The 20,941-nt window shown below is 34.8% G+C and carries 20 protein-coding genes and 1 riboswitch; of the genes, 14 read left to right on the forward strand and 6 right to left on the reverse strand.

Annotated elements, in window-relative coordinates:
• Positions 1-94: 94 nt before the first annotated feature.
• Positions 95-1,141, reverse strand: a complete 1,047-nt coding sequence (locus A9G22_RS10125; protein WP_065586869.1) for a rod shape-determining protein — start codon at positions 1,139-1,141, stop codon at positions 95-97.
• 374 nt (positions 1,142-1,515) lie between these two features.
• On the opposite strand from A9G22_RS10125, the gene accB reads away from it, so the two are divergent.
• From accB to A9G22_RS10140, 3 genes are all read left to right on the forward strand, one after another.
• Positions 1,516-1,971, forward strand: a complete 456-nt coding sequence (gene accB, locus A9G22_RS10130) for an acetyl-CoA carboxylase biotin carboxyl carrier protein (RefSeq protein WP_065586870.1) — start codon at positions 1,516-1,518, stop codon at positions 1,969-1,971.
• Between the two features lie 43 nt (positions 1,972-2,014).
• Positions 2,015-3,361, forward strand: a complete 1,347-nt coding sequence (accC, locus tag A9G22_RS10135) for an acetyl-CoA carboxylase biotin carboxylase subunit (protein ID WP_065586871.1) — start codon at positions 2,015-2,017, stop codon at positions 3,359-3,361.
• A 68-nt stretch (positions 3,362-3,429) separates the two neighbouring features.
• Positions 3,430-4,068: a bifunctional 4-hydroxy-2-oxoglutarate aldolase/2-dehydro-3-deoxy-phosphogluconate aldolase gene (locus A9G22_RS10140; RefSeq protein ID WP_065586872.1), complete on the forward strand. Its 639-nt coding sequence runs from the start codon at positions 3,430-3,432 to the stop codon at positions 4,066-4,068.
• 56 nt (positions 4,069-4,124) lie between these two features.
• On the opposite strand, the gene A9G22_RS10145 is transcribed toward A9G22_RS10140, so the two are convergent.
• Both A9G22_RS10145 and A9G22_RS10150 read right to left on the reverse strand, forming a co-directional pair.
• A complete protein-coding gene (locus A9G22_RS10145) occupies positions 4,125-4,895 on the reverse strand; it encodes an ABC transporter permease (protein WP_065586873.1) in 771 nt (256 codons plus the stop codon).
• Positions 4,895-5,833, reverse strand: a complete 939-nt coding sequence (locus tag A9G22_RS10150) for an ABC transporter ATP-binding protein (protein WP_065586874.1) — start codon at positions 5,831-5,833, stop codon at positions 4,895-4,897. The genes A9G22_RS10145 and A9G22_RS10150 overlap by 1 nt, the downstream gene beginning before the upstream one ends.
• 222 nt (positions 5,834-6,055) lie before the next feature.
• Between A9G22_RS10150 and mog the strand changes: the two genes are divergently transcribed.
• The 5 genes from mog (at position 6,056) to cysS (ending at position 11,098) form a co-directional block, all read left to right on the forward strand.
• A complete protein-coding gene (gene mog / locus A9G22_RS10155) occupies positions 6,056-6,634 on the forward strand; it encodes a molybdopterin adenylyltransferase (protein WP_075508826.1) in 579 nt (192 codons plus the stop codon).
• Positions 6,635-6,816: 182 nt separating this feature from the next.
• Positions 6,817-7,275 carry a transcriptional regulator ArgR gene (gene argR, locus A9G22_RS10160; protein WP_065586876.1) on the forward strand — a complete coding sequence of 153 codons (459 nt, stop codon included), beginning with the start codon at positions 6,817-6,819 and terminating at the stop codon, positions 7,273-7,275.
• A gap of 108 nt (positions 7,276-7,383) precedes the next feature.
• Positions 7,384-7,557: riboswitch (Lysine riboswitch) on the forward strand.
• A gap of 75 nt (positions 7,558-7,632) precedes the next feature.
• On the forward strand, positions 7,633-8,997 hold the full coding sequence (gene lysC, locus A9G22_RS10165; protein ID WP_065586877.1) for a lysine-sensitive aspartokinase 3: 1,365 nt from the start codon (positions 7,633-7,635) through the stop codon (positions 8,995-8,997).
• A gap of 285 nt (positions 8,998-9,282) precedes the next feature.
• Positions 9,283-9,528: a GlsB/YeaQ/YmgE family stress response membrane protein gene (locus tag A9G22_RS10170; RefSeq protein WP_065586878.1), complete on the forward strand. Its 246-nt coding sequence runs from the start codon at positions 9,283-9,285 to the stop codon at positions 9,526-9,528.
• 175 nt (positions 9,529-9,703) lie between these two features.
• A complete protein-coding gene (cysS, locus tag A9G22_RS10175) occupies positions 9,704-11,098 on the forward strand; it encodes a cysteine--tRNA ligase (RefSeq protein ID WP_065586879.1) in 1,395 nt (464 codons plus the stop codon).
• 102 nt (positions 11,099-11,200) lie between these two features.
• Here the strand turns inward: cysS and trmJ are convergent, their stop codons facing one another.
• Positions 11,201-11,962 (reverse strand): tRNA (cytosine(32)/uridine(32)-2'-O)-methyltransferase TrmJ, encoded by a 762-nt coding sequence (trmJ, locus tag A9G22_RS10180; RefSeq protein WP_065586880.1) that lies wholly within the window; start codon positions 11,960-11,962, stop codon positions 11,201-11,203.
• Between the two features lie 241 nt (positions 11,963-12,203).
• On the opposite strand from trmJ, the gene raiA reads away from it, so the two are divergent.
• The 4 genes from raiA (at position 12,204) to A9G22_RS10200 (ending at position 16,129) form a co-directional block, all read left to right on the forward strand.
• Positions 12,204-12,536, forward strand: coding sequence for a ribosome-associated translation inhibitor RaiA (gene raiA / locus A9G22_RS10185; RefSeq protein WP_065586881.1), 333 nt, complete (start codon positions 12,204-12,206; stop codon positions 12,534-12,536).
• A 100-nt stretch (positions 12,537-12,636) separates the two neighbouring features.
• Entirely contained in the window at positions 12,637-13,788 is a 1,152-nt protein-coding gene (pheA, locus tag A9G22_RS10190; RefSeq protein ID WP_065586882.1) for a bifunctional chorismate mutase/prephenate dehydratase, read from the forward strand.
• On the forward strand, positions 13,788-14,837 hold the full coding sequence (gene mutY, locus A9G22_RS10195; RefSeq protein ID WP_065586883.1) for an A/G-specific adenine glycosylase: 1,050 nt from the start codon (positions 13,788-13,790) through the stop codon (positions 14,835-14,837). The genes pheA and mutY overlap by 1 nt, the downstream gene beginning before the upstream one ends.
• Before the next feature lie 68 nt (positions 14,838-14,905).
• Positions 14,906-16,129: an MFS transporter gene (locus A9G22_RS10200; RefSeq protein WP_075508827.1), complete on the forward strand. Its 1,224-nt coding sequence runs from the start codon at positions 14,906-14,908 to the stop codon at positions 16,127-16,129.
• Position 16,130: 1 nt separating this feature from the next.
• Here the strand turns inward: A9G22_RS10200 and A9G22_RS10205 are convergent, their stop codons facing one another.
• Both A9G22_RS10205 and tatA read right to left on the reverse strand, forming a co-directional pair.
• Positions 16,131-17,315, reverse strand: a complete 1,185-nt coding sequence (locus tag A9G22_RS10205) for an FAD-dependent monooxygenase (RefSeq protein WP_075508828.1) — start codon at positions 17,313-17,315, stop codon at positions 16,131-16,133.
• A 14-nt stretch (positions 17,316-17,329) separates the two neighbouring features.
• On the reverse strand, positions 17,330-17,509 hold the full coding sequence (gene tatA / locus A9G22_RS11170) for a Sec-independent protein translocase subunit TatA (protein WP_218058810.1): 180 nt from the start codon (positions 17,507-17,509) through the stop codon (positions 17,330-17,332).
• A gap of 620 nt (positions 17,510-18,129) precedes the next feature.
• Here tatA and A9G22_RS10210 point away from each other — a divergent pair.
• Positions 18,130-18,819: a LexA family transcriptional regulator gene (locus tag A9G22_RS10210; RefSeq protein WP_065586886.1), complete on the forward strand. Its 690-nt coding sequence runs from the start codon at positions 18,130-18,132 to the stop codon at positions 18,817-18,819.
• A gap of 254 nt (positions 18,820-19,073) precedes the next feature.
• On the forward strand, positions 19,074-20,909 hold the full coding sequence (locus A9G22_RS10215) for an ABC transporter ATP-binding protein (RefSeq protein ID WP_065586887.1): 1,836 nt from the start codon (positions 19,074-19,076) through the stop codon (positions 20,907-20,909).
• Positions 20,910-20,941 lie beyond the last annotated feature (32 nt).

The following is a 20,941-nucleotide window of genomic DNA, read 5'->3' on the forward strand; positions in this document are numbered from 1 at the left end:
AATTCGCCGACAATGTCGGCGGAAAATATGAAATGTTTACTTAATAATCGCTTCATTATTATGAAACTAACTAACAAATAAAGGTAACTATTATTTATTCTTCACTAAATAGATCACCACTATGCATATCAACCATATCTAACGCTTTTCCACCACCTCTTGCAACACATGTTAGTGGATCTTCAGCAACAACAACATGGATACCGGTTTCAGCTGCTAATAATTTATCAATATTACGTAATAAAGCACCTCCGCCTGTTAAAACCATACCATGTTCTGAAATATCAGAAGCTAACTCAGGAGGACACTGTTCTAAAGCAACTTTAACCGCACTAACAATGCCACTTAATGGTTCTTGCAGCGCTTCTAAAATTTCATTAGAATTTATAGTAAAGCTACGCGGTACGCCTTCCGCAAGATTACGACCACGAACTTCAATTTCAAGTACTTCATCACCAGGATAAGCACTACCGATGAAATGTTTGATTTTTTCAGCCGTTGCCTCACCAATTAATGCACCATAATTACGACGAACATAGTTAATAATTGCTTCATCAAATCGGTCTCCACCAATACGTGCAGATGCAGAATACACAACACCGTTTAATGAAATAACAGCCACTTCTGTAGTTCCACCACCAATATCAACTACCATTGAACCTGTTGGTGCAGATACTGGTAAATCAGCGCCGATAGCTGCTGCCATTGGCTCTTCAATTAAATATACTTCACGGGCACCAGCGCCTAATGCAGACTCTCGGATGGCTCGACGTTCAACTTGTGTAGCGCCTACAGGAACACAAACAAGTACGCGAGGGCTTGGTCTTAAAAAGCTATGACTATGGACTTGACGAATAAAGTGTTGTAACATCTTTTCAGTAACTGAAAAGTCTGCAATAACGCCATCTTTCATTGGTCGAATGGCTGCAATATTACCAGGCGTTCGCCCTAACATCAGTTTCGCAGCATGCCCAACAGCAGCAACACTTTTAGGTGTGCCTGTGCGATGATCTTGGCGAATCGCTACAACTGAAGGTTCGTTTAAAACGATACCTTGCCCTTTAACATAAATAAGTGTATTTGCTGTACCTAAATCGATCGATAAATCATTTGAAAACAAGCCACGAACTTTTTTTAACATAATAAAAACTCTTCCTAGAATTAATCTTGTTTAAGTATATTTTAGTATTTAAAAACAAACCATGGAATCAAAAAAATATATTCTCCACTTTACCCAACTAAATAGAATATTATTTAATCCTCTCAAACCATAGCCACTTCAATAGTAAATGAAGCTTACTATTGTATCGCAATTATAAAATAATACCTAGAAAATAGTATAACAAGTGTTTTATAAAGGAGATATATAATGACAAATTCAGTTTTACAGTGTATTCTTTTGCGTTAATGTTAAGTTACAACCTTATTATTGGTCAAAAGAACAGTTTTAGCCAATAATAAGATTACATTAAAATAATTAATTGTTACTTATATCAAATAAACACGGTGTAATTCATGGATATACGCAAAATTAAAAAATTAATTGAATTAGTTGAAGCGTCAGGTATTTCTGAACTTGAAATTTCTGAAGGAGAAGAGTCAGTTCGAATCAGTCGTTCTGTTCCTACTACAAACTATTCGGCGCCTGTACAAAATATTCAAATTCCTCAATCAGCTCCTGTTGTTGTGGCTCCAAGTGTTCAAACAGAAGTCGTGTCAAATACTGTTACAACTGATGGAACAACAATTAAATCCCCAATGGTTGGAACTTTTTATCGTACACCAAGTCCAGAATCAAAAGCTTTTGTTGAAGTTGGTCAAACAGTAAATGTTGGCGATGTACTTTGTATCGTTGAAGCGATGAAAATGATGAACCAAATCGAGTCAGAAAAAGCTGGTACAATAAAAGCCATCTTGGTTGAAAATGGTCAACCAGTTGAATTTGATCAGCCACTATTCATTATTGAATAATCTGAATTTATTTATTATTGACTATACGATTAAGAGATTGAATATGCTGGATAAAATTCTTATTGCGAATCGTGGAGAAATAGCTCTACGTATCTTACGAGCATGTAAAGAACTTGGAATTAAAACTGTCGCTGTTCATTCTTCGGCAGATAAAGACTTAAAGCATGTATTACTTGCTGACGAAACGGTCTGTATTGGTCCCGCAGCCTCAGTAAAAAGTTACCTTAATGTTCCAGCATTAATTTCGGCTGCAGAAGTAACTGGCGCAGTGGCTATTCATCCTGGATATGGCTTTTTATCTGAAAATGCAGACTTTGCTGAGCAAGTTGAGCGGTCTGGCTTTATTTTTATTGGGCCCAAACCTGATACTATTCGCCTAATGGGTGATAAAGTATCAGCAATTCACGCCATGAAAAATGCAGGAGTCCCTTGTGTACCTGGTTCAGATGGTCCTTTAAGTAGTGATATTGAACTCAATAAACAAATCGCTAAGCAAATTGGCTATCCAGTTATCATTAAAGCCTCTGGCGGCGGTGGCGGACGAGGTATGCGTATTGTTCGGGAAGAAAAGGATCTTGAACAATCCATCAAAATGACCAAATTGGAAGCCAAAACAGCTTTCAATAATGATATGGTTTACATGGAAAAATTCCTTGAGAACCCACGTCATATCGAAATTCAAGTACTTTCTGATGGTCAGGGCCATGCTGTTTATTTAGGTGAACGAGATTGCTCAATGCAAAGACGTCATCAAAAAGTGGTGGAAGAAGCACCAGCACTTGGCATCACACCTAAAATGCGTAAATTCATTGGTGAGCGTTGCGTTAATGCATGTATTGAGATCGGTTATCGTGGTGCAGGTACCTTCGAATTCTTATTTGAAAATGGCGAGTTTTATTTTATTGAAATGAATACCCGTATTCAAGTAGAGCATCCTGTTACTGAAATGATAACCGGTGTTGACCTAATAAGAGAACAAATATTAATCGCCGCAGGCGAACCACTCTCAATTAAACAAAGCGATATTGAAATCAAAGGTCATGCAATTGAATGCAGAATTAATGCTGAAGATCCGAAAAAATTTATGCCATCACCAGGGAAAATTACCCGCTTTCATGCGCCAGGTGGCTTTGGCATTCGTTGGGAATCACATATTTATGCTGGTTATACTGTCCCGCCTTACTATGACTCAATGATTGGTAAATTAATTGCTTATGGTGAAACACGCGAAGTTGCCATTGCCCGTATGAAAAATGCATTAGCAGAGCTAGTGATTGATGGAATCAAAACCAATATTGATCTTCATATTGAAATTATGAATGATGAAGGCTTCCAAAAAGGCGGTACCAACATTCATTATTTAGAAAAGAAATTAGGCATTTATGAGTAACAAAATAATCCCTATCTATTAGGGATTATTGCTTTATTTAAGTATCAATAAGGTTTGGGTAGAAATAAATGAAAAATTGGAAAAGTAGCGCCGAAGAAATTTTAACCATAGGACCAGTTGTTCCGGTTATTATTATTGAACGGATTGAAGATGCTGTACCACTAGCCAAAGCTCTAATTGCTGGTGGAGTAAAAGTACTGGAAGTGACGTTACGGACAGCTTGCGCAATTGACGCAATAAAGAAAATCATCAAAGAAGTTCCTGAAGCTGTGGTTGGTGCAGGAACAGTGACAACTGTTGAACAACTAAAACAAGTCACCGAAGCTGGCGTTGAATTTGTCATCACTCCTGGTATTACTGACGCTATTTTAAAAGCGGCGGTTGAAGGTCCTATCCCTGTTATTCCTGGTATTGCAACTATTTCTGAACTATTAACAGCACAAGAATATGGTCTAACAGCATTAAAATTCTTCCCAGCTGAAATCAATGGTGGCGTTGCAGCATTAAAAGCTTTTGCTGGTCCTTGTGGATATATGAAGTTCTGTCCAACTGGGGGAGTAAACCCGAAAAACTATCGCGATTACCTTGCGCTTGATAATGTACTTTGCGTCGGTGGCACTTGGTTTATACCTACTGATGCCATTGCAAAAGGGGATTTTGCTAAAATTACGGAAATGGCAAAACAAGCCGTTGCTGGTGCACAATAACTGCTATTATTCCGCCGATATAATATCGGCGGTTAACCACGCGTTGTCGATGCTTCTTAACTTCTTAACCCTCGCCCACTTTCAATAAGTCGCCATGCAATTACATATAGTACGGTAACAAACAAAATCAGCATTGAAAACGTTATCCATAACGGCACGTCTGTCACGCCCAAAAATCCATAACGAAAACCGTTAATCATATAAACGATTGGATTAATTTTTGAAATCCACTGCCAAAAGGCTGGTAACATAGTAATAGAATAGAAAATACCACCAAGATAAGTTAATGGCGTTAATACAAATGTTGGAATAATGCTTATATCATCAAATGTCTTGGCAAATACCGCATTTAATAAGCCAGCTAATGAAAACAGAATTGAAGTCAATAGTAATGTACAAACAACAAATAACCAAGAATGTACTTCATAACGAACAAAAAATAGTGATACGATAGTCACTAAAATACCGGTTAAAATACCACGCATCACGCCACCACCAACATACCCAAAAATAAGAATATGCGTTGGTACAGGTGCTACCAATAATTCTTCAATGTTATGTTGAAATTTAGCGCTAAAAAAGGATGAACAAACATTGGTATAAGAATTGGTAATGACTGACATCATGATTAATCCCGGCACAATAAATGCCATATAGCTAAATCCCCCCATGTCACCAACACGAGAGCCAATTAAATTACCAAAGATGATAAAATAAAGAGACATTGTAATAACGGGCGGAATTAGCGTTTGAACCCAAATTCTTAAAAATCGTGTCACTTCTTTACGCCAAATACTTTTTAAGGCAATCCAATATAAATTATTCATCAAATATCACCTTTCTGTTTGGTATCATTGTGCAATAGATCAACAAATAACTCTTCTAACCGATTTGCTTTATTTCGTACGCTAATCACTTTAATACTTTGTTGATTTAGTTGTTCAAATAATTGGTTTAACCCATGTTGCTTATCTACTTTGACTTCTAACATTCCTGCTTCAACATCAGAATAATTGTAGCCTTGTAATTTAATAGGCTCAGATGTGGGGACATAATCAATAACAATTGTTTCAGATTGGCTTTTGGCCAATAGCTCACGCATTGAGGAGTTCGCAATCAATTGACCTCTCTGAATAATACCGATATTTCGACATAGCATTTCAGCTTCTTCTAAATAATGGGTGGTTAAAATAATTGTGATACCTTGCCGATTGATTTCACGTAAAAAATCCCACATAGAACGGCGTAATTCAATATCAACACCTGCGGTTGGTTCATCAAGAATCAATAGTTTAGGCTCATGCACAAGCGCTCTGGCTATCATTAATCGCCTTTTCATGCCACCGGATAACATGGTAGCTCGACTGTGGCGTTTGTCCCATAAATCTAAAATTCGTAAATACTTTTCAGCGCGCTCTAATGCTAATTTTCGGGGCAAGCCATAATAACCACCTTGATTAGTAACTATTTGTAGTACTTCTTCAAATTGATTAAAATTAAATTCTTGCGGTACAAGCCCTAATTGTCTTTTGGCATTGACAACATCTTTATCTAAATCATAACCAAAAATTTTAACTTGTCCCGCTGTTTTGGTGACTAATGAGCTAATAATGCCTATAGTTGTTGACTTTCCAGCACCATTTGGTCCCAGCAAGGCATAAAAATCACCAGCTTGCACAGTTAAATCGATACCTTTTAATGCTTCTATACCATTTTTATAAATTTTTTTGAGTGATATTAGCTCAAGTGCAGGAATTGATGGCATGAATATATCCTAAGTGAATCAATTACTATTTGAATAATATGATATCATGTTAAATCAATTGACAATAAAATCAATCAATGTAAAGGTCTTTTTAATTTTATTTATATCAATGCGAATAAATTATCATTGTAAGATCATAGCGCATATTATTATTGGTTGGGCACAAACAGTGTAGTTTTAATTTTCAAGCTGTGTGCCTTTATCGTTGAAGGAATAAGTAGCATGTTTAAAATTGGGTTAGTTTCAGTATCAGATAGAGCTTCAAGTGGCATTTACCAAGATGAAGGAATTCCATCATTAGTTTCATGGTTACAAACTGCATTGAAAACACCTTTTGTAAGCGAAAATCGTGTTATTCCTGATGAACAAGCTATTATTGAACAAACATTATGTGAGCTTGTTGATAATCTACATTGCCATTTAATTTTAACCACCGGAGGTACTGGTCCTGCAATTAGAGACGTAACACCTGATGCGACACTCGCCATCGCTGATCGGATGATGCCTGGATATGGAGAGCAAATGCGTCAAATCAGCTTACATTTTTTACCAACAGCGATTTTATCAAGGCAAGTTGGTGTTATTCGCAAAAAATGTTTAATCATAAACCTACCAGGCAGGCCAAAATCAATAAAAGAAACCCTTGAGGGGGTTAAAGATAACCAAGGCAATGTCATTGTTAGTGGCATTTTTGCTAGCATCCCCTATTGTATACAACTATTAGAAGGACCTTACATTGAAACCCATGAACAAGTTATAAAGTCTTTCCGCCCTAAGGATGCAATTAAATCAAAACTTTAATTTTATGCAAATTTAACGCATAATTATGTATTTAATAATTGCTACTAATGCTATTTAAAATAGCTGGAGTTATTTTGGTTTGAATAATAAGTAAAATTTATTATAAGTTTTATAAATACATGTATTATGTATTAGCAATTTATTAGCAGTAAACAGTAACAAATTAAAAGCCAAGGAACATTATGAAACAAGCTAATCTCACCAAAATGTTTAAAGAGATGCTTCGTCAAGAGAAGTTTAGTTCGCAAGTAGAAATCGTACAAGCGCTACAAGAACAAGGATTTGATAACATCAATCAATCTAAAGTTTCACGCATGCTAACAAAATTTGGTGCAGTAAGAACCCGCAATGCAAAATCCGAAATGGTCTATTGTTTACCTGCAGAAATAAGTGTGCCCACAACGAGTAGTCCATTAAAAAATTTAGTGATTGATATTGATTTCAATAGTTCAATGGTGGTGATAAGAACCAGCCCTGGTGCCGCTCAACTCATTGCTCGATTACTTGACTCAATTGGTAAATCAGAAGGCATTTTAGGTTCAATTGCGGGCGATGACACTATATTTAGTACACCTACTAAAGAATATACAGTAAAAAAATTATATCAAACCATTATTGAATTGTTTGAACGTGAGTTATAGGTTTTTCCATTTCGCCCTATTGCAAGCAAATAATTTTAATATTTAAACTATTGACACAATTAATAAAATCGTTAATCCTATATAACGCTGATTTCGTAACTGAAGTTGCAAAAACGAAGAGGCGCATTACTCAGGTAAATCATTGTAGGGACTGGAACCACGAATAAATGATCGAGGGGATGTAATGCCGAGGTTTGATTGCCAATCCAGAAGCGATCAAATCGACTGCAAGGGCTGAATCCCTTGGGTTGTCACCTTAACAGGTGGAGCGCTTCATGGTCTGTATTTTTTAATTGTAAATAGGACACACCCGCTCTAACTCTGTTAAAAATAAAAAATTTTTAATATGAGGAATTTATGGAAACATCATTTGTAATTGCTAAATTTGGTGGTACTAGTGTTGCCGATTATCCTTCAATGGTAAATAGTGCCAATATTGTAATAGCTAATCCTAACGTAAAAGTTGTGGTACTATCGGCATCTGCTGGCGTAACAAATTTACTAGTCGCATTAGCAGAAGGACGTGATGCCGATGTTCGAACTCAACATATTGCCAAAATCCAATCAATCCAATACAACATCTTAGAACAATTACCTGAAAATCCCGAACTACGAACTGAAATTGACAAAATCATTGCTAATATAGCCTCTTTGTCTGAAGCCGCAAGTTTAGCAACATCACCAGCATTAACTGATGAGCTTGTTAGTTACGGCGAAATTATGTCTTCAAAACTGTTTGTCGAGTTATTAAAAGAAAAACAAAAAAATGCCATGTGGTTTGATATACGGAAAGTTATGCGCACCGATAATAACTTTGGTAAAGCAACACCTAAAATTGAAGATATTAAACAGCTGTGTTGTGCCCATTTAAAATCACTAAATAATAGTTGCATCATTGTCACGCAAGGATTTATTGGTTGTGAAAGTTCGGGCAAAACCACTACTTTGGGGCGTGGGGGAAGCGACTATACAGCCGCTTTATTAGGTGAAGCATTGAATGCCACTCAAATTGACATTTGGACTGATGTTGCAGGGATTTATACTAACGATCCGCGCATTACCCCTGCGGCTAAACGCATTGATGAAATATCTTTTGCTGAGGCAACCGAAATGGCAACGTTTGGCGCGAAGGTACTACACCCAGCAACACTAGTCCCAGCTGTACGAAGTAATATTCCTGTTTTTGTTGGTTCAAGTAAAGCGCCCCAAGATGGGGGAACAATCGTTTACAGCACTAACAGCATTACATCTAAATTACCAGTATTCAGAGCTTTAGCATTACGCCGCAAACAAACATTGCTAACGCTGACCAGTTTAAATATGCTGCATGCGCAAGGCTTTCTTGCAAATGTGTTTACGATATTAGCCAAACATAATATTTCGGTTGATTTAGTCACAACATCAGAAGTCAGTATCGCATTAACCATCGATACAACAGGTACTAACACCAACGGTAACAGTTTATTGACAAGAGAATTATTTGATGAACTATCAACTGTTTGCCATGTTGATATTGAGGAAGATTTAGCGCTAATTGCTATTATTGGTAATAACCTAACTTCAACTAAAGGTATCGCCAATGAAGTGTTTGGTGTATTAGATGATTTTATTATTAGACTTTGCTGTTATGGGGCAAGTACTCATAATCTTTGCCTATTAGCAAAAAGCAATGATGCAGAATCAATTATTAAAATTCTACATAAAACCATTTTTGAACAATAATATTAAAAAGGGAGATCAGAACTCCCTTATTCACTTGAACATATGTTAATATAAGAAAAAACTGTAAAATAAACTATCATTTACCTTTTACCGATTGTATTCATAAAATTAATCTTTAGACTAAATCATTTATCTACTATTATAATAATTATTAATATATTTTGAATATCTTTTATTAATCTTAATTAATCGATTAAAACTATTACATTGAACATCAACTTCTGTTAGATTTTTTAATTAATTTAAGTAAACTAAAATTAATTTCAATAACAAGGGGAAATTATCATGGGTATTATAAGTTGGATAATTCTAGGATTGATTGCCGGCTGGATTGCCAAGTTTTTTATGCCACTAGGAAGTGTAGGTGTCATTAAAACTATTTTATTAGGCATTGCAGGAGCTTTAGTGGGTGGCTATATTAGCACCTTCTTTGGTTGGGGTAGTGTGACAGGATTTAACTTCCCTAGTTTGTTAATTTCAGTTCTTGGTTCGATTATACTCATTTATATCTATCGCCATATAAAAAAATAAATTATTTTTTTATTAAATTGGCGGGTTTCTCCCGCCAATTTAACTATTTTTTGATTATTATACTCTTAGATATATCACCTTTTTTAGTTCAAAGTTAGTAATAAGTAATTTCGTCATATCCAGATTTTTGTTATATTATTTAACAAAATCCATCAATTTTAACCTGTAGATTATAATGTTAAAAATATTCAACACATTAACCCGCGAGAAAGAAACATTTCATCCTATTACCCCTAATAAAGTTGGGTTATACGTATGTGGAGTTACCATTTACGACCTTTGCCATATTGGTCACGGGCGTACTTTTGTTGCATTTGATGTTATCACACGTTATTTACGTTTTTTAGGTTATGATTTAACTTATGTGCGTAATATTACTGATGTTGATGACAAGATCATCAAACGTTCACTCGAAAATGGTGAAAGTTGTGTTCAACTTACCGATCGAATGCTCCAAGAAATGTATGCAGATTTTGATGCACTTAATATAAAACGACCTGATATAGAACCACGTGCTACTCATCACATGCCACAAATCATCCAATTAGTGGAAGAATTAATTGCCAAAAATCATGCCTATATTGCCGATAATGGCGATGTGATGTTTTCAGTAGACAGTGATCCAAATTATGGTATTTTATCGAGACAAAATTTAGAACAGCTACACGCTGGTGCGCGTGTTGATGTAGTTGATGTTAAACGTAATCCAATGGATTTTGTGTTATGGAAAATGTCAAAACCGAATGAACCAAGTTGGGATTCGCCATGGGGTAAAGGTCGCCCAGGTTGGCACATTGAATGTTCGGCGATGAATAGTTATCAGTTAGGTAATCACTTCGATATTCATGGTGGTGGTTCTGATTTAATGTTTCCACATCATGAAAATGAAATTGCCCAATCAACCTGTGCGCATGATGGTCAATATGTCAATTATTGGATGCATTCCGGCATGGTTATGATAGACCAAGAAAAAATGTCAAAATCACTCAATAATTTTTTCACAATTCGCGATGTATTAAAACATTATGATGCCGAAACAGTGCGTTACTTTTTACTATCAGGTCATTATCGTAGCCAACTCAATTATAGCGAAGAAAATTTAAAACAAGCGAGAATAGCACTAGAGAGACTCTATACAGCCCTACGAGACACTGATCCAACTTATCCACACGTAGTAACGCCTGACAGCAATTATTATCGCCAATTTTGTGATGCAATGGATGATGACTTTAATACGCCAGAAGCTTATTCAACTCTTTTTGATTTAGCTCGTGAAATTAATAAAGCCAAAGCTGATAATAATATGTCCCTTGCTAATGAATTAGCTGCTGAATTGCGTTATTTATCCGCTGTACTAGGATTATTAGAACAAGATCCCATTAAATTTTTACAAGGTGATCAGCGAGATGATGTTGATGTTGCATTAGTTGAGGCATTAATAAAACAACGCAACGAAGCTAGAGTAAGTAAAAATTGGGCACAGGCCGACGAAGCTCGCGACAAATTAAATGCAATGAATATTGTGCTTGAAGATGGTGCGAATGGAACAACATGGCGCAAAAAAAATTAATATTCTCAAAATAAAAATTTTGATGAATAAATAAAATAACACACTAAGCAGTGTCAATTAGAAAAATAACACCCACAATTCTGTGGGTGTTTCTATTTGTGATCATCGTAACGTTTTATCAATCGAAGTTAAAATACCACGTAAAATATTCAGTTCCTGTTGTTCAATACGTGCGCGAGTAAACAATCGTCGCAAACGCCCCATAATTTGCCCAGGGTGATTGGCATTAATAAAGCCTGTTTTTAACAAAGTCTGTTCTAAATGTTGGTAAAAACGCTCTATATCTGCATCAATAGGAAATTCAGTTTCGGACAGATTCGCATTTTTTTGCTCTGATATGTTATTTTCAATATTTAACATTGACATACGAATTTCATAACACAAAACTTGCACCGACATGGCAAGGTTTAAAGAACTATAATCAGGATTAGCAGGAATGCCAACATGATAATGGCACTTTTGCAATTCTTCATTCGTTAAACCAACACGTTCACGCCCAAACACCAAAGCAACTTTGGCATAGGTATTAGTTGCTTCTTGAATAATCTTATCACCACATGTTTTTGGGGTTAAGTGTGGCCATTGCAAACTACGAGAGCGGGCACTAGTGCCAATTACTAAAGTACAATCAGCAATGGCGTGTTCAAGTGACGAAAAAATTTGCGCATTTTTAATAATATCACTCGCACCTGCCGCTAATGAAATCGATTGAGAATCAGGCTTGATGACTGGATTAACTAAACAAAGATTCGTTAATCCCATAGTTTTCATTGCTCTTGCAGCAGATCCCATATTACCTGTATGAGATGTTTCAACCAAAACAATTTTTACATTATCTAAATAACTCACATTATCCTCATTCATTGAAAATATCTTATAACGTAGAATAAACTAAATATTTATTGATACAGTATATAGTAAAATCAGTTTCATCCCCACTGTTATGCAATAGCTAATTAATAGAATCTATTTTTAAATTAAATTCACGAAAATGTGATCAATAATAAAATAAATATCTTATTGACGAGAATAAAATAATTTGCCAATGTAGTAATAACAACATTTAAAAATGTTAGATTTATCGATAAAAAAGCGGAGGTCAACTATGGCTTTAAGTATTACCAGTAAACAAATGGATATTACTCCTGCAATTCGTAGCTATCTAGAGGATAAGTTTTCAAAGTTAGATAAATGGAGGGCACAGCTAATCAACCCTCATTTTATTTTATCCAAAGAACCAGATGGATTTATTGTTGATGCAACAATTGCCACCAAAGGAACGCCATTAGTTGCCTCTGCTAAACATATTGATATGTATGCGGCTATTAATGATCTTATTGATAAACTTGAAAAACAACTCAATAAACTGCAACATAAAGACGAAGCTCGTCGTGCGACTAACAGCATAAAAGACGCAGTATTAAAAGAAGAAATCTAATTAATCTATTATCTAGATTTAATAAAAAGATACTTTGATGGTGCCTTTATTTTTTGGCTTGTTATAATACAAGCCATCTTTTTTTAAATATCTAATAAAAATGACTGCAAACCCTTTATTACCTTTACGAGATAAGATTAATGAGCTAGATAAAAAGTTGTTAGAACTTATTGCTGAACGTCGCAGACTCTCAACACAAGTCATTCATACTAAAATTGATGCAAACATTCCGGTGCGCGATATGGAGCGTGAGCGTTCACTGATAAAAACTTTAATCAATCAAGGCAAAAACTATCATCTTGATGAAGTATTCATTAAACGCTTATATCAATTAGTTATCGAAGATTCTGTACTATTACAACAAAAAATCTTACAAGAAAAACTTAATCACGGCACCATTGTCACTGCCAAAGTTGCCTTTTTAGGTCCCAAAGGGTCTTATTCACATTCTGCTGCTCGCCGCTATGCTAGCACTCACTTAGATGAAATGATTGAATTGGGCTGTTCAACCTTTAAAGATATTTTTACACAAGTAGAAAATGGAGCTGTAGATTATGGCATTTTACCAATAGAAAATTCTAGCTCTGGTTCTATTAACGAGGTTTACGATTTATTGCAAAAAACCAATTTGCACATTATCGGAGAACTTTCTTTACCTATCGATCATTGCGTTCTTGCTATACCAAATTCGCAACTTGAGCAAATTAATACTATTTATAGCCATCCACAGCCATTCCAACAATGTAGCAACTTCCTAGAAAATTACTCTCATTGGAAAATTGTATATTGCGACAGTACTTCATCAGCAATGGAAGCTGTTGTTAAATTGAATCAACCTAATGTTGCAGCAATGGGCAATAAAGATGGGGGAGAATTATATGGACTGCAAGTCCTTGAACATAACTTTGCTAATCAAAAAGAAAATATTACGCGTTTTATTGTACTGGCACGCCAGCCGATCGATGTTTCGGATCAAATTCCAGCTAAAACCACAATTTTAATGAAGACAGGTCAACAAGCAGGTGCTTTAGTGGATGCCCTATTAGTATTACGCAATCAGAATATCGTCATGACTAAACTTGAGTCGCGTCCAATTCATGGTACACCATGGGAAGAAATGTTTTATATTGATTTGCAAGGCAACATCCATTCTTATGAAATGCAAACAGCACTCAAAGAACTAGCATCAATGACGCTATATACTAAGGTGCTCGGATGCTATCCAAGTGATTCAATTGTTGCGGTAATGTAATGACTATAACAATACAACATTTTTCACAAGCGGTACTTAACTGGTATGAACAGTACGGTAGAAAATCGCTACCTTGGCAAATCGAAAAAAGCCCTTATCATGTTTGGTTATCAGAAGTCATGTTGCAACAAACTCAAGTTGCAACTGTTATCCCTTACTTTAACCGTTTTATTGAACAATTTCCCAAGGTAACTGACCTAGCAAAAGCTTCAATAAATGATGTATTGCATCTTTGGACTGGTCTTGGCTATTATGCAAGAGCACGTAACTTACATAAAGCAGCCCAAATGATTGCTGAAAAGTTTAATGGTAAATTCCCAACACAATTTGACGATGTCATGGCACTACCTGGCGTAGGACGTTCAACTGCTGGGGCAATTTTATCACTTTCACAAAATCAGCATTATCCCATTTTAGATGGCAATGTAAAACGTGTTTTAACCCGATATTTTGCAGTTGAAGGCTGGCCTGGTATTAAAACTGTTGAAAATAGGCTCTGGCAATTGAGTGAGCAAGTTACACCAAAAAATGATGTTGCAAAATTTAATCAAGCCATGATGGATATTGGAGCAATGGTTTGTACTCGCTCTAAACCTAAGTGCGCTTTATGCCCTTTAAATAATCATTGCCTTGCCTATAAAACTGAAAGTTGGCAACAATATCCAACCAAAAAACCTAAAAATACTATTCCTGAAAAAATAGCCTATTTTTTAATGCTTGAATATAACCAAACTATTTGGCTTGAAAAAAGACCTGCGTCTGGCATTTGGGGAGGGCTATATTGTTTACCTCAGTTTTCAAGTAAACAAGCGTTAACTGACTGGTTAAAAAAATACGGAATTGAAACAACCAAACCAAAGCAACTCATTGCCTTTCGCCATACATTTAGCCATTTTCACTTAGATATTATTCCTATTCATTGTGTTATCACTAAATATAAAAACTATTTGGATGGATCTTGTGGCTATTGGTATAACCTTAAATCCGACAATGCCAAAATAGGACTAGCAACGCCTATTTATAACTTATTAAAACAAACGACTTACTAACGCTTCTTTATCAGTATCTAGGTTATTTTTCGTATATAATTACCGATTATTTTTAACGATATTCAGTTATGCAAAGCAAACCACATCAAAATTTATCTAGCTACTTAGTCTTTTTAATGGCATTTGCTATTGGTATTACTATTGCCAGCAATTATTATGCTCAGCCGCTATTACACTCGATTACACATGATCTACATATAAAAGTAGAAAATGCAGGATCAATCATTATGGCAGCCCAATTTAGTTATGCTGTTGGCTTACTTTTTATCGCTCCACTTGGCGATAAATTGGAGCGTAAAAGGCTGATTATTATTTTAATGATATTATCCACTTGTGGACTTATGGTAAGCGCATTATCTCAAAATATAGGGATGCTTATAATAGGCACGGCTATGACAGGGCTATTTTCAACGGTGGCTCAAGTTTTAATTCCTTTTGCTGCCACGCTATCAAAACCAGAGCATCGTGGTAAAATTGTAGGCACGTTAATGAGTGGTATGTTACTGGGTATTTTATTAGGTAGAACCTTTGCTGGCGCCATTTCAACAATTGCTGATTGGCATGACGTGTATTGGATTGCAACAGGTATCATGACCATTGTGACGCTATTACTCTGGATTTCTCTACCTAGTTACCATAGCGATATTAACATTAATTATTTTAAGTTGTTATGGTCGATTGCTTCATTATATAAACAAGAACCAACGCTTAGGATTCGTTCACTATTAGCTATTATATCATTTGCACTATTTTCACTATTATGGACACCGCTTGCCTTTTTGTTAACTAATGCTCCATACCACTATTCTGATTTTATTATTGGTTTATTTGGACTTGCTGGTGCGGCTGGTGCAATGGGATCTCCAATAGTGGGAAAATTGTCAGACAAAGGAAAAGGTTTTATTGCAACCACCATAGGGTTATGCTTATTACTGTTATCTTGGTTGCCGCTCTCGTTAGCTCAATATTCAATTTACACCTTAATTATCGGCGTGATTTTATTAGATTTTGCCGTACAAGTGACCCACGTCTCAAATATGAATGCCATTTATCAAATTAGGCCCGAAGCACGCAGCCGAATGAATACAGGTTATATGGTATGTTATTTTATTGGCGGAATGCTAGGATCTGCGGGTTCGACCTATTTATTTAGTCATTACGGATGGATAGCAATAATCATTGCAAGCACGTCTTTGGCAATATTAGGTATCATTTGCTGGTTTTTTTATACTAAAACGCATTCCTATCAGAAACTTTTTGACAAAAATCACAGTAATAAAATGTCAACTTAGATCAAATATGCATAGCGTATTTGATCAATTGTTTTTTTAATAGTGAACTGTGATTAATTGCATTCATACCAATGGTTCTTAATGTCTTTTTCAGCACATTATCACCATTAAACATATCTTGAATAGTCCGCATGGCAGTTAACATAACTAACGTATCTTTACGACGGTTAAATTCAAATGACTTTAAATTATTTACAAGTCCAATATCTTTTTGTGTATCAATTAATTGTTTAATGGTCGAAACTAATAAAGCGGAGTCTTGAAAACCTAAATTCACACCTTGCCCAGCTAAAGGATGAATAGTGTGTGCAGCATCACCGATAAGTACTAAGCGATGTTTAACAAATTGTTTTGCAAAACGCGCTTTTAATGGAAAGACCATGCGCGGATTAATTAATTTGCATTTGCCCACCTTATCACCCGTTAATGCTAATAATTCATTTGAAAATTCAGATTCACAAAGCGCAGTTAAAGTTTCTGCATTATCTGGTTTAGTCGACCAAACTAAGCAACTTTTATATTCATCCCAAAGAGGAAGAAAAGCGATAATCCCATCAGGATAAAACACTTGTCTAGCACAAAATCGATGTGGATACTCGGTTTCAACAGTGGTAATAACAGCATGATGAATATAATCGCGCTCAAAAACAGAAATATTTTTGCATCTACGCACCCAAGAATGAGCACCATCAGCACCTATCATTAATTTAGATTGTAAAACAGTTTTATCAGCAAGCGTCAAAAAGGCAAAGTCATCATTAAATGTACAATCAATGGCTTCGCAACTAAAAATATTAATATTGGAACAGTTTAAAGCATATTGGTAAAGATAATGAGAAATGACATTATTTTCAATAATATAACCTAGATTTGGATAGCTATAATCTTTAGCGTGGGCTGATAAATGAGCTTGACCATTTTTTTCCCATACACCTATTTCGGTAAATTCCTGCACTCTATTGCTATTGAATAAATCATCCCATATGCCAATTTGCGAAAAGTATCGCTGGCTAGCACCATTAATAGCAGAGGCTCTAATGCCAATTTCAGCATGAGGAAAGGATTCAGACTGATGAATTTTAGAATCTATAATCGCAATGTTTAGAGCATATTGGCTAAGTGCGCAAGCAGTTGCTAAACCAACTAACCCCCCTCCCACAATTGCCACATCAAATTGAATATTCATATCAATAAGTACAACTATTTATTATCTAATTTATTATCATTTTTTGATTCAACTTCGTCATCACTCATCGCTTTTTTAAAACCTTTTAATGCAGTACCGAGATCCGAACCTAAATTACGCAATTTTTTAGTGCCAAATAATAAAATAACCACTACAAGAAACACTAAAAGATGTGGAATACTAAAAGACATAATCAAATCCTCTCAATAAATATAACGCCCTATTTTAGGATAGGCTTTAAAACAATTCCTTTTAAAATGTTCATTATACTCTTTTGGAGGGATTTCATGAATAGTTCAATAAAAAAAAGACCCGTATAAAACTACACGGGCCAACATGAAATATAAGGAATATAAGGAAAGAAAACAATGAAAAATCCTTACAACGCTTATTATCCATTTTTTTTCGCTTTAGTCAACGCTTTTGTTTGTGGTTATTTATTGGGTTATTATATAAACAAAAACAATAAATACAATAAAAACATAATGATAATCAAATATTCGATACCTGAAACATAATTGATTAATGTCAAATTTAATTTAAAAAAAACTTAATAAATAGAATAAACAAACACAGTTGACAGAAAAACAAGCAATCAAACAGAAAAAACACAAAGCAATCATTTTTTAAAACTCAGCAGAAAGCGCGAAAAAAAATGAAACAGAAGGGAAAGATGCGCAAATATAAAATCAAAAAGGACACTAAAACAAAAATTAAAAGAAATTTATTTGATTTTCCACGACTTATAGATATACAAAATTTAAAAAAAATTCACTATAATTAATAAACTTATGCAAGAAATAAAGAGTCAAAGATGAATTCAATCAAAAATAATAATGTTAAGACTTTCAAAGATAGATTATACAGCTCAATGCAAGGTTTATCTGTTTCTGCCTTCGCTAAAAAATGTGATATGTCAGAAACAGTAATCAGGGATTATTTATCGGGTAAAACATACCCATCACTCACACGTTTAGAAGTCATTGCAGAAAAATGTAATGTTTCTTTTAATTGGCTTGCCACTGGACATAAATTAGAAGTTTTAGATCCTAAAAACGATGAAGATGTCTATAATGAAAATATATATCGTATTCCTGTTTATAAAAAACAGTTACCTACAAAAGAAGAAGCACAAAAAGAACGTTTTGTTAGAGAAACCCCTCCTGTGATGAATTATCCTATTATTGAAGGTTGGGTCAAGCATCGAGGTTTAGATGCTAAAAAATTAATCATTTATTGGGCCAAAGGTGATTTAATGTCGCCAGAAATTGAAAACAATAACGGACTAATTCTTAACACTGAAATAAATGATATTGTTGATGGCGCAATCTATCTAATTGAATATGATGATATTACTTTTTTAAGAAAAATACGTTTAACACTCAATGGATGGTTGTTAATTTGTAATAATAGCCAGCATTCTACTATTGAAGTATCCAAGATAGACTTTCATAAATATCATATTGTTGGTCGAGTTGTACTTATTATTAAAGATATTTTTTAATGTCCTTAATAGCTATATATTGACTTTCAAGATATAATCAAAGAATGGGGAAATATGAAAAATTTTATTTCCTCACTAACTTCTTTGATATTTATAAATTTAGCAATAACAAGTATATAACCAATTAATGCTTATTTAAATTTCATATAAAATTTGAGTGTAAAAATAATTTATAGCTATTTGCACTCATCCTATTTTTCTATATCATTGACAATATAATCAAAAAAAAACCTTATTATTAATTAGGTCTAAATATGTATCAATTCTTCGAAAAATTGGTGTCATCCTATCCCAAAGATGAACCTCAACCTATGGCTAAAAACTTTTTTAGTTTTATATGGCAATCAACAAAAGGGACTCGTTTATTTCTACTATTATTAATTATTCTTAGCGCATTAGGTGGGGCTTTTGAAGCCTTTTTATATGCTGCCCTTGGTAAAGTTATTGATTGGCTTGCGATTGTTGAACCTAACAAATTTTGGCAACAAGAAAAAACAACATTAGTAATGTTAGCCTTAATCATCTTATCAAGTACAATTATTATTGGACTACAAACGATTATTAAACACCAATGCCTAGCAGGGAATTTTCCAATGCGAATGCGTTGGAACCTACATCGATTAGTACTCAATCAAAGCATGCGCTTTTTTCAAGATGAATTTGCAGGAAGAATATCAACAAAAGTCATGCAAACGGCACTAGCAGTTCGTGATACTTGCTTTTTAGTGGCGGATATTTTCATCTATGTCCTAATTTCATTTATTACTATGGCAACAATCATCGGAAAATTAGATCTTTGGTTATTAATTCCATTTATGAGCTGGTGTCTAATTTATGGTATTGCCATGTATTATTTTATTCCTCGCTTAAGTAAAGTCGCTAGTATGCAGGCTGATGCTCGTTCTACAATGACAGGACGAGTAACCGATGCCTATACTAATATTATGACAGTAAAACTATTTTCTCATGCAGGCAATGAGGCAAAATATGCTCAAGAATCAATGGATGAGTTTTTAGTTACGGTTAATAAACAAATGCGCTTAGTGAGCAGTTTTGAAATTGTTAATCACTTATTATCTATTTCATTAGTACTAAGCACCACAGGCGTTGCACTATGGTTATGGACGGATCAACTAATTGGTGTAGGCGCAATTGCAACAACAACGGCTGTTGCACTTCGTTTAAATGGTTTTTCACATTGGATCATGTGGGAAATGACCGCACTATTTGAAAATATTGGGGTTGTTAAAGATGGTATTAATACATTTTCTGCAACTAAAACGGTTGTTGATCAACCCAATGCGACATCGCTTAATGTTACTCAAGGAAAAATCGAATTTAAACATATTCATTTCACATATGACAAAAAGCAGCATCATTCAGTCATTGAAAATTTAGATTTAACAATTAAGTCAGGTGAAAAAATCGGATTAGTTGGTCGTTCTGGGGCAGGTAAATCAACACTTATCAATTTATTACTTCGCTTTTACGATTTACAAAGTGGCAAAATTGTTATTGATGGTCAAGATATTACCACTGTTAGTCAAGAAAGCCTGCGAGCTCAAATAGGTATGGTGACACAAGATACTTCATTATTGCATCGAACAGTACGAGAAAACTTGCTCTATGGTAACAATCAAGCGACCGAAGAACAAATGATTGAAGCAGCCCAAAAGGCACATGCTGATAACTTTATTCAAACGCTTGTTGATACAAGAGGTCGAACTGGATATGACGCATTTGTTGGTGAGCGAGGTATAAAATTATCTGGCGGACAAAGACAGCGTATTGCAATTGCTCGCGTCATTCTTAAAAATGCCCCTATTTTATTATTAGACGAAGCAACAAGTGCTCTGGATTCTGAAATAGAGCAAGCTATTCAAGAAAGCCTATACTCTTTAATGGAAGGAAAAACCGTTATAGCTATTGCTCACCGGTTATCAACTATTGCAGCAATGGATAGGTTGGTTGTACTTGATCATGGTAAAATCATAGAGCAAGGAACACACCAAGAATTACTTAAGAAAAATGGATTATACGCACAACTTTGGAAACATCAAAGCGGTGGATTCTTAGGAAATAATATTTAATTTAATACATTTTACTGGCAATAAATCAGGAC

Source organism: Gilliamella sp. App2-1, from assembly GCF_001690255.1.
Taxonomy (GTDB): domain Bacteria; phylum Pseudomonadota; class Gammaproteobacteria; order Enterobacterales; family Orbaceae; genus Gilliamella; species Gilliamella apicola_G.

Bases quoted from the DNA above. Each gene is read 5' to 3' on its own strand.
- A9G22_RS10125 (WP_065586869.1), bottom strand. From the start codon at position 1,141: ATGTTAAAAAAAGTTCGTGGCTTGTTTTCAAATGATTTATCGATCGAT.
- accB (WP_065586870.1), top strand. From the start codon at position 1,516: ATGGATATACGCAAAATTAAAAAATTAATTGAATTAGTTGAAGCGTCA.
- accC (WP_065586871.1), top strand. From the start codon at position 2,015: ATGCTGGATAAAATTCTTATTGCGAATCGTGGAGAAATAGCTCTACGT.
- A9G22_RS10140 (WP_065586872.1), top strand. From the start codon at position 3,430: ATGAAAAATTGGAAAAGTAGCGCCGAAGAAATTTTAACCATAGGACCA.
- A9G22_RS10145 (WP_065586873.1), bottom strand. From the start codon at position 4,895: ATGAATAATTTATATTGGATTGCCTTAAAAAGTATTTGGCGTAAAGAA.
- A9G22_RS10150 (WP_065586874.1), bottom strand. From the start codon at position 5,833: ATGCCATCAATTCCTGCACTTGAGCTAATATCACTCAAAAAAATTTAT.
- mog (WP_075508826.1), top strand. From the start codon at position 6,056: ATGTTTAAAATTGGGTTAGTTTCAGTATCAGATAGAGCTTCAAGTGGC.
- argR (WP_065586876.1), top strand. From the start codon at position 6,817: ATGAAACAAGCTAATCTCACCAAAATGTTTAAAGAGATGCTTCGTCAA.
- lysC (WP_065586877.1), top strand. From the start codon at position 7,633: ATGGAAACATCATTTGTAATTGCTAAATTTGGTGGTACTAGTGTTGCC.
- A9G22_RS10170 (WP_065586878.1), top strand. From the start codon at position 9,283: ATGGGTATTATAAGTTGGATAATTCTAGGATTGATTGCCGGCTGGATT.
- cysS (WP_065586879.1), top strand. From the start codon at position 9,704: ATGTTAAAAATATTCAACACATTAACCCGCGAGAAAGAAACATTTCAT.
- trmJ (WP_065586880.1), bottom strand. From the start codon at position 11,962: ATGAATGAGGATAATGTGAGTTATTTAGATAATGTAAAAATTGTTTTG.
- raiA (WP_065586881.1), top strand. From the start codon at position 12,204: ATGGCTTTAAGTATTACCAGTAAACAAATGGATATTACTCCTGCAATT.
- pheA (WP_065586882.1), top strand. From the start codon at position 12,637: ATGACTGCAAACCCTTTATTACCTTTACGAGATAAGATTAATGAGCTA.
- mutY (WP_065586883.1), top strand. From the start codon at position 13,788: ATGACTATAACAATACAACATTTTTCACAAGCGGTACTTAACTGGTAT.
- A9G22_RS10200 (WP_075508827.1), top strand. From the start codon at position 14,906: ATGCAAAGCAAACCACATCAAAATTTATCTAGCTACTTAGTCTTTTTA.
- A9G22_RS10205 (WP_075508828.1), bottom strand. From the start codon at position 17,315: ATGAATATTCAATTTGATGTGGCAATTGTGGGAGGGGGGTTAGTTGGT.
- A9G22_RS10210 (WP_065586886.1), top strand. From the start codon at position 18,130: ATGAATTCAATCAAAAATAATAATGTTAAGACTTTCAAAGATAGATTA.
- A9G22_RS10215 (WP_065586887.1), top strand. From the start codon at position 19,074: ATGTATCAATTCTTCGAAAAATTGGTGTCATCCTATCCCAAAGATGAA.